The organism is Nocardioidaceae bacterium (assembly GCA_018672315.1).
Lineage (GTDB): Bacteria > Actinomycetota > Actinomycetes > Propionibacteriales > Nocardioidaceae > TYQ2.
Genome location: CP076053.1, coordinates 1921165 through 1935499, shown reverse-complemented (window position 1 = coordinate 1935499; position 14335 = coordinate 1921165). Strand labels below are relative to the sequence as shown.

The following is a 14335-nucleotide window of genomic DNA, read 5'->3' as shown; positions in this document are numbered from 1 at the left end:
CGATGGCCCCTAGCGTCGAGTCCCATGGGTCACTCGACACACCACGCGTCCCACGCGTCCCTGTGCCGACACCAGGGCAGACCCCGGTGGCGAACTGTCGCGGCGCTGGCGGTCGCGACCCTTGCTCTCGCCCCTCTCACCGCCTCGCCGGCGCAGGCGCGCGTCGGTGTCGACGACTACCCGAGCCGCCTGAAGAACGTCGTGCAGGACGGCGTCGCGGACCCGTGGAACTTCTGGAACCGCGAGTGCACCTCCTTCGTCGCCTGGCGTCTGAACAACGACAAGGGCGTCGCGTTCCACAACTACTTCCTCGGACCGCGCTGGAGCGACGCCGGCTACTGGGCCGGGGTCGCCCGCGGGCTCGGCATCCAGGTCAACAACGCTCCCACCCGCGGGGCGGTCGCCTGGTGGCCCCAGAACTCCCCGGGCTCCACGCCGGGGCACGTGGCGTACGTGATGGCCGCCGGCGCCGGGTGGGTGAAGATCGAGGAGTACAACTACGCCACCCGCGGCGGGTACGGCCAGCGCACCCTGTTCCGCGGCACCTCCTCCTACCCGGAGGGCTTCATCCACTTCAAGCCCCTGCGCTTCAAGGCCCTGGAGAAGCCGTCGCTCGAGGGCGTCACCCAGGTCGGGGAGGCGCTCGTCGCCGACCGCGGCCGCTGGTGGCCGACGACCATCAGCCCCGAGCTCAGCTACGCCTGGTTCGCCGACGGTCGTCGCATCCCGGGCGTCGAGGGCAGACGCCTGCGCCTGTCCGGTGAGCTGGCCGGCGCGCGCATCACGGTGCGGACCGTCGCCCGTGGCGACGACGTCAAGACCGGTGTCGCGCAGAGCCCCCGCACTCCCAAGGTCAAGCGCGGGCTGCTCGAGCTCAAGCGCGAGCCCGTGGTGCGCGGCACCCCCGAGGTGGGCGTGCCCCTGACGGCCGCCACCGGGCGTACGCGACCCGCCGCCGCCCCCGCGCTGCAGTGGTTCGTCGGCGGCCGGCCCGTGCCGGGAGCGACCGGGGAGACGTACACGCCCCGACCCGAGGACCTCGACAAGCCCATCACCGTGCGCGCACGCCAGGACCTGCTCGGCTACAAGCCCCTCGCCGCGGCCTCCGCGCCCAGCGCCCGCGTCGCACCCGGGACGCTGACCCAGACCGCGCCGCCCACCCTGCCCGACGACCCGCGGGTCGGCGCCAGGCTGCGCGCCGAGCCCGGCGGCTGGCCCGCGGGCACCTCCTTCAGCTACCAGTGGCGCGCCGACGGCACCGCGATCCCCGAGGCGACCTCACGCGGCTTCACCCCCGCCGTGGAGCAGCTCGGCGCTCGTCTGAGCGTGACGGTCACGGCGACCAAGGACGGCTACCGCACCGCGTCGGCCACGACCCGGGCCAGCACCCCGGTGGACCTCGGGACCCTGGTCACGCAGAAGGCGCCCACGGTCACCGGGACGCCGAAGGTCGGTCGTGAGCTCGGCCTGGACCTCGGCCGCTGGTCGCGCACGCCCACCTTCGGCGTGCAGTGGATGGCCGACGGCACCGACATCCCCGGCGCGACGGGTCGCACCTTCACCCCGGCGGCGAGCCACGTGCACACCCGCATCTCGGCACGGATCACCGCCTCCCGTCCCGGCTACCGCGACGTCGTGGCGTACGCCTCCGCCCTCACCGGCACCGCCCGCGGCGACGTGCGACGCGTCACCCGGCCGGGCATCGAGGGCACGGCCTGGACGGGTCAGACCCTGACCTCGACCCTCGGGGAGTGGTCGGTGGAGCCCGACGAGGTGCGCTACCGCTGGCTCGCCGACGGCATGCCGATCACCGGGGAGACCGGCCGGACCCTGCGCCTGACCCGCGACCTGGTGGGTGCGGAGGTCGTCGTCGAGCAGCGGCTCACCGCGGCCGGCTACCGGCCGATCAGCTCGACGTCACGGCCGGTGGTGCCGACCTACGGACGTCTCGCCTGGACCACCGACCCCCGTGTGGAGGGCCGACCGGTCGTCGGTCGCACCCTGTCGCTGCGGCGCGGTGAGATCGACGCGCGGGGCGTACGCACGACACTGCGGTGGCTGCGCGACGGCGAGCCCGTCGCGGGGGCGGACGAGGCGACGTACACACTCACTCCCGCCGACGTCGGCCACCGCATCTCCCTGCGGGTGCGGGCCACGGCGACCGACTGGGACCGCGGCGAGATCGTCGTCCCGGTGCGCCGCGCGGTGCTCGCGAAGCCGTCGATCTCCGCGCGCGTGAGCACCGAACGCCGCAGGGCGACCCTGAGCATCGGCGTACGCACACCCGGGCTGCGGCCGACGGGCACCGTGACGGTGCTGCTCGACGGCACCGAGAAGGCGACGCGCGCGGTCACCGGCGAGCGGTCGACCGTCCGGCTCGGACGGCTGTCGGCCGGCTCCCACGTGGTGGTCGTGCGCTACAGCGGCGAGGGCGCGACGAAGGCCTCGGAGCGTCTGCGGTTCCGCGTCGGTCGGTGAGTCGCGGGGCGGTCCTCCACAACGTGATCTAATCTCTAGTAAGTCGATAGTCTTTATCGCTTACCAGAGGAGACAGCCGTGGTCCTTCCCCCCGCACGTCCCACCCCTCCCCCGCCGCTGCGCGTCGTGGTCGTCGGCGGTGGAGCCGCCGCCGTGATGGCCGCCCGGGCCGTGCTCGACCGCGCCGACGCCGCGACACCCGTCGCCGTGACCGTCGTCGAGCGCCACGGGCCGGTGGGCCCCGGACTGCCCTACCGCAGCGAGCACCCCTGGCACCTGCTGAACAACTACGCCGGGCGCCTCAGCGCCGTCGACGGCGACCCCGACCACCTCGTCCGCTGGGCGGCCCGACGCGGGCTCGGCGTCACCGGCACCTCCTTCGTCCCGCGAGCGCTCTACGGCCGCTACCTGCGCGACCTCGCCGACACCACCCCGGTCCCGCCGGGGTCCCTCTTCGCCCGCACCGTGGGCGAGGCCGTCGACCTGCGACGGCTGCGGGACTCCACGCGCGGCGGTCGCCGACGGCGTACGCACCTCGTGGTCGTGCGCACCGGCGGCCAGCGACGCGAGCTCGTCGCCGACCACGTCGTGCTTGCGCTCGGCACGCCTCCCCCGGCCCGGCTGCCTCACCTCGAACGCGCGGTCGGGGGGCTGCCGGGAGCCCGCTACGTGCCCGACCCGTGGGCGACCGACCTCACCGCCGCGGCGGCATCCGCCCGGGAGGTGCTGGTCATCGGGTCCGGTCTCACCATGGTCGACGTCGTCTGCGCCCTGCACCACGACCGACCCGACCTGCGCTTCACGGTCTGCTCCCGCACCGGCGCGCTCCCGACCGCGCACACCACGGCCACGCGCCGTCTCGACCACGTGCCGGCACCCGGCGGTGAGCGACTCGACGACGTCGTCGCAGCGCTCACGGCACAGCTGGCCGCGTGCCGGGAGACCGGCACGCCGTGGCGGCCGGTCGTCGACGCCGTGCGCGCCCGCGCGAACTCGCTGTGGGCGGGCTTCACCGCCGCCGAGCAGCACCGCTTCGTCGCCGAGCACGCCCGCACCTGGGAGACGCTGCGGCACCGCATGGCGCCCGACAGCGCCGACCTGATGCGTCGGCTGATGCGCGACCGGACCGTCGTGCTCGACCACCCCGACGCGGTCGACCCCTCGGCGGCGGGTCTGGTGGTCAACGCGACCGGCCCCCGCCCCGTCCCGACTGCCGGGTGGAACCCGCTGGTGGACAGGCTCCTCGAGACAGGCACCCTGCGTCCCCACCGGCTGGGGCTCGGCGTGGACGTCGACGTCGACGGTCACCCCCTGGACGCCTCCGGCCGCGCCGAGATCGGACTCACCGTGCTCGGGGCCGGACGACGCGGCGCCCACGAGTGGGAGGTGACGGCCGTCCCCGACCTCAGGACGCAGACCACCCGGCTCGCCCACGAGCTGCTCCCGTCGCGCCGCCACCCTCTGGCCCCCGCCTCCGCGGGCTGACGGGCCGGTCAGGAGTCCTGGGCGTCCTGGGCGTCCTGGGTGGGCGGCAGCGTACGCACGACGCGAGCCCGCTCGGCCTGGGCTGCGAGCTCGTCGTCGTCGGGGTAGCGGACCTCCTCGAGCGTGAGCCCGTGCGCGGGAGCGACGCGCACGGCGGGGTCGCGTACGCCGGCGGCGAGCACCTGCCCGGCCCACTCCGGCGGCCTGTTGCCCTCCCCGACGACGAGGAGACAACCGACCAGGGCGCGCACCATCGAGTGGCAGAAGGCGTCCGCGCGCACCGTCGCGGTGGCGACGCCCGCGGCGTCCCGCTCCCAGCGGAGCTCCAGCAGCCTACGGATCGTCGTGGCCCCTTCACGGCGCTTGCAGAAGGCCGCGAAGTCGTGCTCACCGACGAGCCGGCTCGCCGCCTCGTCGAGCAGGTCGAGGTCCAGCGGACGCGGCCAGGCGAGCACGTGCCCCCGCGTGAGGGGGTCGTGGCGTACGCCCGCGTCGGCGACGCGGTAGGCGTAGCGCCGCCACAGGGCACCGAAGCGCGCGTCGAACCCCGGCGGGGCCTCCTGCACGTCGTGGACGCGCACGTCCGCGGGCAGCACCCCGTGCAGGCGCCGGCGCAGCGACGTGGGCGCGTCGTCGGGGCCGCGGCCTCGGGCTCCCTCGAGCACCGGACGGTCGACGTCGACGTGCACGACCTGACCGCGGGCGTGCACCCCGGCGTCCGTACGCCCGGCGCACGTCACCGCCACCTCGGGGACACGCAGCACCGTGGCCAGGCCGGCCTCGAGCTCGCCCTGCACGGTGCGCAGGCCGGGTTGGGCGGCCCAGCCGTGGAAGTCGGTCCCGTCGTAGGCCAGGTCCATCCGGAGCCGCATCCCCCCATCCTCCCAAACGGCGCTCCTCGCCCCGGACACACCACAGGCCCGCCCCCGGTCGGGGACGGGCCTGCGAAGTGACGCCGTGACTGACGTCGTGGTGCGGGTGCTGCTCAGTCCTGCTTGTCGGCGTCCTCGGGGGTGGCCTCGATGCCCCCCTCGGGGGACTCGACCTCGTCGGCCTCGCCCTCGGAGTCGACCTGCACCGGGTTGTCCGGGGTGCCCGGGAGCGCGTCGTCGTCGGACGCGGTCTCGGCGGTCGGCTCCTCGGCAGGCGCCGTGGCCCGGCCGGACTGCACGTTGCCCGCACCGGTGCCTGCCTTCGGCTCGTACGCCTCGGTCACCAGCTCGATGACGGCCATGGGGGCGTTGTCGCCCTTGCGGGGGCCGATCTTGGTGATGCGGGTGTAGCCGCCGGGACGCTCGGCGAACATCGGGCCGATCTCGGTGAAGAGGGTGTGGACGACCGACTTGTCGCGGATGGTCTTGAGGACCTCGCGGCGGTTGTGCAGGTCGCCCTTCTTCGCCTTGGTGATCAGCTTCTCGGCGTGCGGGCGCAGCAGCCGGGCCTTGGCCTCGGTCGTACGCACGGCGCCGTGCTCGAAGAGCTGCGTCGCGAGGTTGGCGACGATGAGCCGCTGGTGGGCGGGGCTGCCGCCGAAGCGGGTGCCCTTCTTGGGGGTAGGCATTATGTCTCTCGTTCCTCCCGAGCCGTGTCAGGTACTCGGGCTAGAGGGGTGCTGCTGGTGTCAGTACTGCTCGTCCTCGACGAAGGACTCGTCCTCGTCGTAGGCCGCGAGCGCGGTGGCCGGGTCGAAGCCGGGGGCGGAGTCCTTGAGCGAGAGGCCCATCTCGTGCAGCTTCAGCTTGACCTCGTCGATGGACTTGGCGCCGAAGTTGCGGATGTCGAGCAGGTCCTGCTCGGAGCGGCCGATGAGCTCTCCGACGGTGTGGATGCCCTCGCGCTTGAGGCAGTTGTAGGACCGGACGGTGAGGTTGAGGTCCTCGACCGGCAGGGCCAGGTCGGCGGCGAGCTGCTCGTCGACCGGGCTCGGGCCGATGTCGATGCCCTCGGCCTCGACGTTGAGCTCGCGGGCGAGGCCGAAGAGCTCGACGAGGGTCTTGCCGGCGCTGGCGAGGGCGTCGCGCGGAGCGATCGAGGGCTTGGTCTCGACGTCCACGATCAGCTTGTCGAAGTCGGTGCGCTGCTCGACTCGGGTGGCCTCGACCTTGTAGGTCACCTTCAGCACGGGGCTGTAGATCGAATCGACCGGCATGCGGCCGATCTCGTTGTCGCCGATCTTGTTCTGCGCCGCGGAGACGTAGCCGCGGCCGCGCTCGACGACGAGCTCCATCTCCAGCGAGCCGGAGTCGTTGACGGTGGCGATGTGCAGGTCGGGGTTGTGCACCTCGACGCCTGCGGGCGGGGCGATGTCGGCGGCGGTGGCGGTGCCCGCACCGTCCTTGCGGAGGTACATCGTGACCGGCTCGTCGTGCTCGGAGGAGACGACGAGACCCTTGAGGTTCAGGATGAGCTCGGTGACGTCTTCCTTGACGCCCTCGATGGTCGAGAACTCGTGGAGCACCGAGTCGATCTTGATGCTGGTCACCGAGGCCCCCGGGATGGAGGACAGCAGGGTGCGACGCATCGAGTTGCCGAGGGTGTAGCCGAAGCCCGGCTCGAGCGGCTCGATGGTGAACCGGGAGCGGTACTCGTCGACGACCTCTTCGGACAGGGTGGGGCGCTGAGCAATGAGCACTGGTTGTTTCCTTTCCGAGCCCACCCGCTATATGACGGGCTCGAACCGCAGCGTGGGAGAAGGGTGTGGAGCGGGGCGAGGTCGGCCGCGCCGGGGCGCGACCGACCTTGCAGAGTCACTTCTTGGAGTAGAACTCCACGATGAGCTGCTCGGTGACGGGGATGTCGATCTGCTCCCGCGTCGGCAGCTGGTGGACGAGGATGCGCATCCGCTCGGGGAAGGCGTCCATCCAGCCGGGGACGACGCGCTCGCCGTGGGTCTCACGGGCCACGATGAACGGCGTCATCTGCAGCGACTTCTCGCGCACGTCGATGATGTCGTACTGCGTCACCTGGAAGGAGGGGATGTCCACCTTCTTGCCGTTGACCCGGAAGTGCCCGTGGTTCACGAGCTGGCGGGCCTGACGGCGGGTGCGGGCGAAGCCGGCGCGGTAGACGACGTTGTCGAGGCGGCACTCGAGCAGCTGCAACAGGTTGTCACCCGTCTTGCCCTCGCGGCGCGACGCCTCGTTGTAGTAGTTCGCGAACTGCTTCTCGAGCACGCCGTAGGTGAAGCGGGCCTTCTGCTTCTCCTGCAGCTGGTTGCGGTACTCGGACTCCTTGATGCGGGTGCGTCCGTGCATGCCGGGGGCGTACGGGCGCTTCTCGAACGCCTGGTCGCCGCCGATGAGGTCCACGCCCAGGCGGCGGGACTTGCGGGTGATCGGGCCGGTGTAGCGGGCCATGGGTCACGTCTCCTGTTCTGGGAAAAAGGTCGGGCGCGTCAGACGCGACGGCGCTTGGGCGGGCGGCAGCCGTTGTGCGGCGTGGGGGTGACGTCGGCGATGGTGCCGACCTCGAGCCCGATGGCGCCCAGCGAGCGGATCGCGGTCTCACGGCCGGAGCCGGGACCCTTGACGAAGACGTCGATCTTCTTCATGCCGTGCTCCTGGGCACGGCGGCCGGCGGCCTCGGCGGCCATCTGCGCGGCGAAGGGGGTCGACTTGCGCGAGCCCTTGAAGCCGACGGTGCCGGCGCTGGCCCACGAGATCACCGCACCGGTCGGGTCGGTGATCGTGACGATGGTGTTGTTGAACGTCGACTTGATGTGGGCTTCGCCCTGGACGACGTTCTTCTTCTCCTTGCGGCGCACCTTCTTGGCGCCGGAAGCCTGTCGGCTCTTGGGAGGCATGAACTGCTCCTTGGAAGTTCTGGTGGTTGCTCAGATCGGTGTCGACGCCTGACGGCGTCGGAGGTGGCAGCGCGTCAGCGGGTCTTCTTCTTGCCGGCCACGGTGCGCTTCGGACCCTTGCGGGTGCGGGCGTTGGTCTTGGTGCGCTGACCGCGGACCGGGAGGCCCTGGCGGTGACGGCGACCCTGGTAGCTGCCGATCTCGACCTTGCGACGGATGTCGGCCTGGACCTCACGACGGAGGTCACCCTCGATCTTGAAGTTCGCTTCGATCTCGTCGCGGAGCTTGACCAGCTCCTCGTCCCCCAGCTCGTGCACCCGGACGTTCGGGTCGACGCCGGTGGCGGCGAGGAGCTGCTGGGAGCGGGTACGGCCGATGCCGTAGATGTAGGTGAGTGCGATCTCGACGCGCTTGTCGCGCGGGAGGTCGACACCAACGAGGCGTGCCATGTCTGGCTGTCCCTTCGGTTCGCTGGAGGTGTCTGGTCGTGCAGCGTCCTCGGTGTCCCCCGGACGTCCGGGGGGAGGCCCCGGCCTCCAGACCGGGGGTGACGCCGGGAGCTCCTGAACAGGTCAGGAGCCCGGCGAGCTGACACGTCGTGGGATTCAGTTGTCGTGCTGGTGCTGCTGGTCGTGCGGGGTGGTGCGGTGCTGCCCTCTGCTCAGCCCTGGCGCTGCTTGTGGCGCGGGTTGTCGCAGATGACCATGACGCGGCCGTGGCGACGGATGACCTTGCACTTGTCGCAGATCGGCTTGACGCTGGGGTAGACCTTCATCGCAGGTCCTTTCGGTGTCGGCTCACTTGTACCGGTAGACGATGCGACCTCGGGTCAGGTCGTACGGGGAGAGCTCCACGACGACCCGGTCCTCAGGGAGGATGCGGATGTAGTTCTGGCGCATCTTGCCGCTGATGTGGCTCAGCACCTTGTGGCCGTTGGAGAGCTCCACGCGGAACATCGCGTTCGGCAACGCCTCGATGACGGTGCCTTCGATCTCGATGACGCCTTCCTTCTTCGGCATGTCCTCCGCAATCTGTTCGTCTGGTGTCTACCGTCGGTCCGCAGAACCTCCTCCGGATGGCCGGAGTGGACCTCGTGGACGCCGCTACGTGGTGCCGCTCCCTGCGCGCGACGGCACCTCGACCAAGGCGAGACACCGGCGTACGACGAGCAGCCGCGTGGCACCACGAAACACGGCCCACGTGGGACCGACATGTCAGTCTAGGGGTCGGGGTGTGGAAAACACCAATCCGCGGGGACGGGTGCGCGTGACGGACCGGTCACACCCCGGCCGGCACCCCGGCCCGTGCGGCGAGCAGCTCCAGGGTCTGCACCCGCCCCGGTGTGGTGGCCGGCTCCTCGTCGGCGAAGCCGCCGCTCACCGGGTGCAGCATCACCTCGTCGACGTCGTGCTCCGCGGCGAAGTCGCTCAGGCGGGCGCTGACCTCCTCGACGGGACCGACGAGCCAGCGGCGGCGCATCGCGTCCACGAGGTCGCGGTGCTGCTCGGGCAGCTCGGCGTACGCCGCCTCCGCCGCCTCGACCGTGTGCTGGGCGTGCAGCGGCTGACCCGTCATCAGGGTCAGCATCGACATCGCCTGCGGCAGCGCGCGCCGGTGGGCCTCCTCGGCGGTCGGCGCGGCGGCCGCGTTGACGGTGAGGAACGTACGCGGGGCGTGCTCGTGGCCCGCCTCGGCCCATCCCTGCCGGTACAGCGCGAGCGCCTCGGCGGTGCCCTTGCCCTGGAAGTGGTGGGCGAAGACGTACGGCAGGCCCAGGCGCGCGGCCAGGCGCGCGGAGTAGTCCGAGCTGCCCAGCAGCCACGGCTGGGCACTGCCGGTGGCCGCGGGCGTGGCGCGCAGGGCGTGCGTACGCCCCGACAGCTGCAGCCCGACCCCCTCGGGGCTCATCATCGCGACGATCTGCTCGACGTAGGTCGGGAACTGGTTCACCGCGTCGTCGGTGACACCGGCGGCACCGTGCCGCAGCGCCCACGAGGTGACCGGGTCGGTGCCGGGCGCGCGGCCGATCCCCAGGTCGATCCGGCCCGGGTACGCGGCCTCGAGCAGCGCCATCTGCTCAGCGACCACGAGCGGCGCGTGGTTGGGCAGCATCACACCGCCCGAGCCGACCCGGATCCGCTCGGTCGCGCCGGCGAGGATGCCCATCAGCACGGGCGGGTTCGTCGAGGCGATCGCCGGCATGTTGTGGTGCTCGGCCACCCAGTAGCGCTCGTACCCCAACCGGTCGGCGGTCTGCGCGAGCGACCGCGAGGCAGCCACCGCATCGGCGCTGGTGCCGTCGGCGCGGACGGGGACGAGGTCGAGCACGGACAGGCGGAGATCACTCATGGACACACAACCCTCCGATGCGACCCGCCATTCCACCCATCCCCATCTAAAACGTTTGTGGTGTCGCTCCGCTGGTCGCCGGCGCCGCGCGGAGCGACGACAACATGGGGTTACATGCCGCCGAAGGGGACGCCGAGGGCCTCGAGACGCTGCTTGCCGCCGTCGAGGGCGGTCAGCACCCAGGTGCCGGTCTCGGTCAGGGTGAAGGTGTGCTCGTAGTGCGCGCCCACCGACCGGTCCTCGGTCACCACCGTCCAGTCGTCCTCGAGCGTGACCGTCTCGGCGGATCCCAGGGTGATCATCGGCTCGACCGCCAGCGCGAGTCCCGGCACCAGCTTCGGTCCGCGACCGGGGCGTCCGTAGTTCGGCACGTTCGGGGGCAGGTGCATGGCGGTGCCGATGCCGTGACCGGTGTAGTCCTCGAGGATGCCGTAGTCACCGGCGGCGCGTACGTGCGTCTCGACCGCGTGCCCGATGTCGGTCACCCGCCCTCCGCGGCGCGCGGCCGCGATGCCGGCCCACAGGGAGTCCTCGGTGACCCGCATCAGCTCGGCGACCTCGTCGGGCACCTCCCCCACGGCGAGGGTCAGCGCCGCGTCACCGTGCCAGCCCTGCACGATCGCCCCGCAGTCGATGGAGACGACGTCGCCCTCGGCGATGACCCGCTCGCCGGGGATACCGTGCACGACCTCCTCGTTCACCGAGCAGCAGATCGACCCGGGGAACCCGTGGTACCCCTTGAACGACGGCGTCGCACCGGAGGAGCGGATGCTCTCCTCGGCGATCGCGTCGAGCTCGCCGGTGGTCATGCCGGGTGCCACCGCCGTGCGCAGCAGCTCCAGCGTGCGCCCGACGACCAGGCCGGCCTCGCGCATCAACGCGATCTGCTCGGGCGTCTTGATCTCGACGCCGCGGTCGCGGAACCCCACCGGGTGCGGCTCAGCTCTCCAGCGCTGCGCTGATGCGCTCGCGGACCTCGTCGACCGAGCCCATGCCGTCGACGCGGCAGAGCAGGCCACGCTGCTCGTAGATGTCCATCAGCGGTGCGGTCTCGGCCTTGTAGACGGCCATGCGCTCGCGGACGACCTCCTCGGAGTCGTCGCTGCGGCCCTCGTTCTCGGCACGCTGCATCAGGCGGGCCACCAGCTCGTCCTCGTCGACCTCGAGCACGACGGCGGCGTCCAGCGATGCGCCCTGCTCGGCGAGCATGCTGTCGAGCTCGGCAACCTGCGCCTCCGTACGCGGGTAGCCGTCGAGCAGGAACCCGGCCTTGGCGTCGGGCTCGGCGAGGCGGTCCGCGACCATCGAGTTCGTGATCTCGTCGGGGACGTACTTGCCGGCGTCCATGTACTCCTGGGCCTTCTTGCCGAGCTCCGTGGAGTCCTTCACGTTGGCGCGGAAGATGTCGCCGGTCGAGATCGCCGGGATGTCGTGGGTCGCGGCCACGGCCTTGGCCTGGGTGCCCTTGCCCGCCCCCGGGGGGCCCATCAGGATCAGTCGCTTGCTCACCGGAGGAACCCTTCGTAGTTGCGCTGCTGCAGCTGGCTCTCGATCTGCTTCACCGTATCGAGGGCCACGCCGACCATGATCAGGATCGAGGTGCCGCCGAAGGGGAAGTTCTGGTTCGCGCCGATGGCCACGAAGGCGACCAGCGGGATCAGCGAGACCAGGCCGAGGTAGATGGCGCCCGGGAAGGTGATGCGGGAGACGACGTAGGAGAGGTACTCCTCGGTCGGGCGTCCCGCACGGATGCCGGGGATGAAGCCGCCGTACTTCTTCATGTTGTCGGCGATCTCGTTCGGCGGGAACGTGATCGAGACGTAGAAGTAGGTGAAGAAGACGATCAGCAGGAAGAACGTCAGCATGTAGAGCGGGTGGCTGCCGTCGACGAAGTAGGTGCTGACGAAGCCCGCGAAGGCCGACTCCTGGTTGAACTGGCTGCCCAGCGCCGGCAGGTAGAGCAGGCTCGAGGCGAAGATGACCGGGATGATGCCCGCCTGGTTGACCTTCAGCGGGATGTAGGTCGAGGAGCCGCCGTACATCTTGCGGCCCACCATGCGGCGGGCGTACTGCACCGGGATGCGGCGCTGGGCCTGCTCGATGAAGATGACCGCGGCGACCACGACGAGACCGACGAGGATCACGGCACCGAGGAGGAAGAAACCGCCGCCGGCCGAGCTCTGGTTCGCCGTACGCACCGACCACAGGGCTGCGGGGAAGGTCGCGACGACCTGGGTGAAGATCAGGATCGACATGCCGTTGCCGACGCCGCGGTCGGTGATGAGCTCACCGAGCCACATGATGACCGCGGTGCCGCCGATCATCGTGATGACGACGGTCAGGAACGTCAGCAGACCGTCGTCGATCAGCAGGTCGTTGGGGCACTCGGGGAAGAGCTGGCCGGCGCGGGCCACGGCGACGATGCCCGTCGCCTGGAGCGCGGCCAGGCCGAGGGTCAGGTAGCGCGTGTACTGCGTGATCTTGGTCTGACCGGCCTGGCCCTCCTTCTTGAGGGCCTCCAGCCGGGGGATCACGACGACCAGCAGCTGCAGGATGATGCTCGCGGTGATGTAGGGCATGATCCCGAGCGCGAACACGGTCAGCTGCAGCAGCGCGCCGCCCGAGAAGAGGTTGATCAGGCCGAAGACGCCCTCGTTGCCGGCCTGGGTGAAGCACTGCTGGACGTTGCCGACGTCGACACCCGGGGCAGGGACCTGCGAGCCCAGCCGGAAGATCACGATGATCCCCAGCACGAACAGGATCTTCTTGCGCAGGTCCGGCGTGCGGAAAGCGTTGGCGAAGGCGCCTAGCACCGTGGTCCTCTCCTCGGTTCACAGGGCTCGGCGGACGCGCGCCGCGAGACCCGGGTGACTGTAACAAAGCGAGCGGATCGGCCGAGACGGCCGTGCCCGCCCGGGACCAGAAGAGGGCGGGGACGCGCGTTGCGTCCCCGCCCTCTCGTGGATGTTCAGACGGTGGTGGTCGACCCGCCGGCGGCCTCGATCTTGGAGACCGCGCTCGCCGAGAACGCGTCGGCGGTGACCTGCACGGCCACGTCGATGTCCCCGGTGCCGAGCACCTTGACCGGCTGGCCCTTGCGGACGGCACCGGCCGCGATGAGCTCCTTCACGCCGACCGTGCCGCCCTGCGGAAACAGGGCGCCGATGCGCTCGACGTTGACGACCTGGAACTCGACCTTGAACGGGTTCTTGAAGCCTCGCAGCTTCGGCAGCCGCATGTGGATGGGCATCTGCCCACCCTCGAAGGCAGCGGGCACCTGGTAGCGGGCCTTGGTGCCCTTGGTGCCGCGACCGGCCGTCTTGCCCTTGCTGGCCTCACCGCGACCGACACGGGTCTTCGCGGTCTTGGCGCCGGGAGCCGGCTTGAGGTGATGGATCTTCAGGGTCATGTCAGTCGACCTCCTCCACGGTCACCAGGTGGCGTACCGCGTGGACCATGCCCCGGAACTCGGGACGGTCCTCCTTGACGACGGTGTCACCGATGCGCTTCAGGCCGAGCGAGCGCAGGGTGTCGCGCTGCTCCTGCTTGCGGCCGATCGGGGACTTGATCTGGACGACCTTCAGCGTGGCCATCAGGGCGACACCTCCTCGCGCGCCTTCAGCAGCGCGGCGGGAGCGACGTCCTCGACGGGGAGGCCACGGCGCGAGGCGACGGCCTCCGGCGTCTCGAGCGAGCGGAGCGCCTCGACCGTGGCGTGCACGATGTTGATCTGGTTCGAGCTGCCGAGCGACTTGCTGAGCACGTCGTGGATGCCGGCGCACTCGAGCACCGCACGCACCGGGCCACCGGCGATCACACCGGTACCGGGTGCGGCGGGACGCAGCAGGACGACGCCTGCGGCCTTCTCTCCCTGCACCGGGTGGGGGATGGTGCCCTGGATGCGGGGCACGCGGAAGAACGCCTTCTTGGCCTCCTCCACGCCCTTCGCGATCGCGGCGGGCACCTCCTTGGCCTTGCCGTAGCCGACGCCGACCATGCCGTCGCCGTCGCCGACGATCACCAGGGCGGTGAAGCTGAAGCGACGACCACCCTTGACGACCTTCGCGACGCGGTTGATCGCCACGACGCGCTCGATGTACTGGTTCTTCTCCGCGCCCTGGCCGCCGCGTCGGTCGTCACGACCGCCACGACCGCCACCGCCGGCGCGTCCGCGCTGGGGTCCGCTCATGAGACTTTCCTCTTCTCTTTCTCGGTCTTCGC

The 14335-nt window shown here is 71.1% G+C and carries 17 protein-coding genes; 2 read left to right on the top strand and 15 right to left on the bottom strand.

Going from position 1 to position 14335, the window contains the following annotated elements; genetic code table 11:
• Window positions 1-24 precede the first annotated feature (24 nt).
• On the top strand, window positions 25-2478 hold the full coding sequence (locus tag KLP28_09270) for a CHAP domain-containing protein (protein ID QWC83827.1): 2454 nt from the start codon (window positions 25-27) through the stop codon (window positions 2476-2478).
• A 78-nt stretch (window positions 2479-2556) separates the two neighbouring features.
• Window positions 2557-3963 (top strand): FAD/NAD(P)-binding protein, encoded by a 1407-nt coding sequence (locus tag KLP28_09265; protein ID QWC83826.1) that lies wholly within the window; start codon window positions 2557-2559, stop codon window positions 3961-3963.
• Window positions 3964-3971: 8 nt separating this feature from the next.
• On the opposite strand, the gene truA is transcribed toward KLP28_09265, so the two are convergent.
• The 15 genes from truA to rpsE form a co-directional block, all read right to left on the bottom strand.
• Window positions 3972-4835 carry a tRNA pseudouridine(38-40) synthase TruA gene (gene truA, locus KLP28_09260; GenBank protein QWC83825.1) on the bottom strand — a complete coding sequence of 288 codons (864 nt, stop codon included), beginning with the start codon at window positions 4833-4835 and terminating at the stop codon, window positions 3972-3974.
• A gap of 113 nt (window positions 4836-4948) precedes the next feature.
• A complete protein-coding gene (gene rplQ, locus KLP28_09255; GenBank protein ID QWC83824.1) occupies window positions 4949-5524 on the bottom strand; it encodes a 50S ribosomal protein L17 in 576 nt (191 codons plus the stop codon).
• A 60-nt stretch (window positions 5525-5584) separates the two neighbouring features.
• Window positions 5585-6595 (bottom strand): DNA-directed RNA polymerase subunit alpha, encoded by a 1011-nt coding sequence (locus KLP28_09250; GenBank protein ID QWC83823.1) that lies wholly within the window; start codon window positions 6593-6595, stop codon window positions 5585-5587.
• 115 nt (window positions 6596-6710) lie between these two features.
• Complete coding sequence (rpsD, locus tag KLP28_09245) at window positions 6711-7319, bottom strand: 30S ribosomal protein S4 (protein ID QWC83822.1); 609 nt, start codon at window positions 7317-7319, stop codon at window positions 6711-6713.
• Window positions 7320-7357: 38 nt separating this feature from the next.
• Window positions 7358-7765, bottom strand: a complete 408-nt coding sequence (gene rpsK, locus KLP28_09240; protein QWC83821.1) for a 30S ribosomal protein S11 — start codon at window positions 7763-7765, stop codon at window positions 7358-7360.
• A 74-nt stretch (window positions 7766-7839) separates the two neighbouring features.
• Window positions 7840-8214: a 30S ribosomal protein S13 gene (rpsM, locus tag KLP28_09235; protein QWC83820.1), complete on the bottom strand. Its 375-nt coding sequence runs from the start codon at window positions 8212-8214 to the stop codon at window positions 7840-7842.
• A gap of 212 nt (window positions 8215-8426) precedes the next feature.
• Window positions 8427-8540 (bottom strand): 50S ribosomal protein L36, encoded by a 114-nt coding sequence (rpmJ, locus tag KLP28_09230; GenBank protein QWC83819.1) that lies wholly within the window; start codon window positions 8538-8540, stop codon window positions 8427-8429.
• A gap of 22 nt (window positions 8541-8562) precedes the next feature.
• Complete coding sequence (gene infA, locus KLP28_09225; protein ID QWC83818.1) at window positions 8563-8784, bottom strand: translation initiation factor IF-1; 222 nt, start codon at window positions 8782-8784, stop codon at window positions 8563-8565.
• 259 nt (window positions 8785-9043) lie between these two features.
• Window positions 9044-10114, bottom strand: a complete 1071-nt coding sequence (locus KLP28_09220; protein QWC83817.1) for an LLM class flavin-dependent oxidoreductase — start codon at window positions 10112-10114, stop codon at window positions 9044-9046.
• Between the two features lie 110 nt (window positions 10115-10224).
• Window positions 10225-11043, bottom strand: coding sequence for a type I methionyl aminopeptidase (gene map, locus KLP28_09215; protein QWC83816.1), 819 nt, complete (start codon window positions 11041-11043; stop codon window positions 10225-10227).
• Between the two features lie 10 nt (window positions 11044-11053).
• Window positions 11054-11611: an adenylate kinase gene (locus KLP28_09210; GenBank protein ID QWC86902.1), complete on the bottom strand. Its 558-nt coding sequence runs from the start codon at window positions 11609-11611 to the stop codon at window positions 11054-11056.
• 8 nt (window positions 11612-11619) lie between these two features.
• Window positions 11620-12927, bottom strand: coding sequence for a preprotein translocase subunit SecY (gene secY / locus KLP28_09205; GenBank protein QWC83815.1), 1308 nt, complete (start codon window positions 12925-12927; stop codon window positions 11620-11622).
• 155 nt (window positions 12928-13082) lie between these two features.
• The gene (rplO, locus tag KLP28_09200; protein ID QWC83814.1) at window positions 13083-13523 is read right to left on the bottom strand and encodes a 50S ribosomal protein L15; all 441 of its coding nucleotides are present in this window, start codon (window positions 13521-13523) and stop codon (window positions 13083-13085) included.
• 1 nt (window position 13524) lies between these two features.
• Complete coding sequence (rpmD, locus tag KLP28_09195) at window positions 13525-13707, bottom strand: 50S ribosomal protein L30 (GenBank protein QWC83813.1); 183 nt, start codon at window positions 13705-13707, stop codon at window positions 13525-13527.
• Window positions 13707-14303 carry a 30S ribosomal protein S5 gene (gene rpsE / locus KLP28_09190; GenBank protein ID QWC83812.1) on the bottom strand — a complete coding sequence of 199 codons (597 nt, stop codon included), beginning with the start codon at window positions 14301-14303 and terminating at the stop codon, window positions 13707-13709. The genes rpmD and rpsE overlap by 1 nt, the downstream gene beginning before the upstream one ends.
• Window positions 14304-14335: the final 32 nt, after the last annotated feature.

Excerpts from the sequence above, each read along its gene's own strand:
- KLP28_09270 (QWC83827.1), top strand. The coding sequence starts at position 25 with ATGGGTCACTCGACACACCACGCGTCCCACGCGTCCCTGTGCCGACAC.
- truA (QWC83825.1), bottom strand. The coding sequence starts at position 4,835 with ATGCGGCTCCGGATGGACCTGGCCTACGACGGGACCGACTTCCACGGC.
- rplQ (QWC83824.1), bottom strand. The coding sequence starts at position 5,524 with ATGCCTACCCCCAAGAAGGGCACCCGCTTCGGCGGCAGCCCCGCCCAC.
- rpsD (QWC83822.1), bottom strand. The coding sequence starts at position 7,319 with ATGGCCCGCTACACCGGCCCGATCACCCGCAAGTCCCGCCGCCTGGGC.
- rpsK (QWC83821.1), bottom strand. The coding sequence starts at position 7,765 with ATGCCTCCCAAGAGCCGACAGGCTTCCGGCGCCAAGAAGGTGCGCCGC.
- rpsM (QWC83820.1), bottom strand. The coding sequence starts at position 8,214 with ATGGCACGCCTCGTTGGTGTCGACCTCCCGCGCGACAAGCGCGTCGAG.
- rpmJ (QWC83819.1), bottom strand. The coding sequence starts at position 8,540 with ATGAAGGTCTACCCCAGCGTCAAGCCGATCTGCGACAAGTGCAAGGTC.
- infA (QWC83818.1), bottom strand. The coding sequence starts at position 8,784 with ATGCCGAAGAAGGAAGGCGTCATCGAGATCGAAGGCACCGTCATCGAG.
- KLP28_09220 (QWC83817.1), bottom strand. The coding sequence starts at position 10,114 with ATGAGTGATCTCCGCCTGTCCGTGCTCGACCTCGTCCCCGTCCGCGCC.
- rplO (QWC83814.1), bottom strand. The coding sequence starts at position 13,523 with ATGACCCTGAAGATCCATCACCTCAAGCCGGCTCCCGGCGCCAAGACC.
- rpmD (QWC83813.1), bottom strand. The coding sequence starts at position 13,707 with ATGGCCACGCTGAAGGTCGTCCAGATCAAGTCCCCGATCGGCCGCAAG.
- rpsE (QWC83812.1), bottom strand. The coding sequence starts at position 14,303 with ATGAGCGGACCCCAGCGCGGACGCGCCGGCGGTGGCGGTCGTGGCGGT.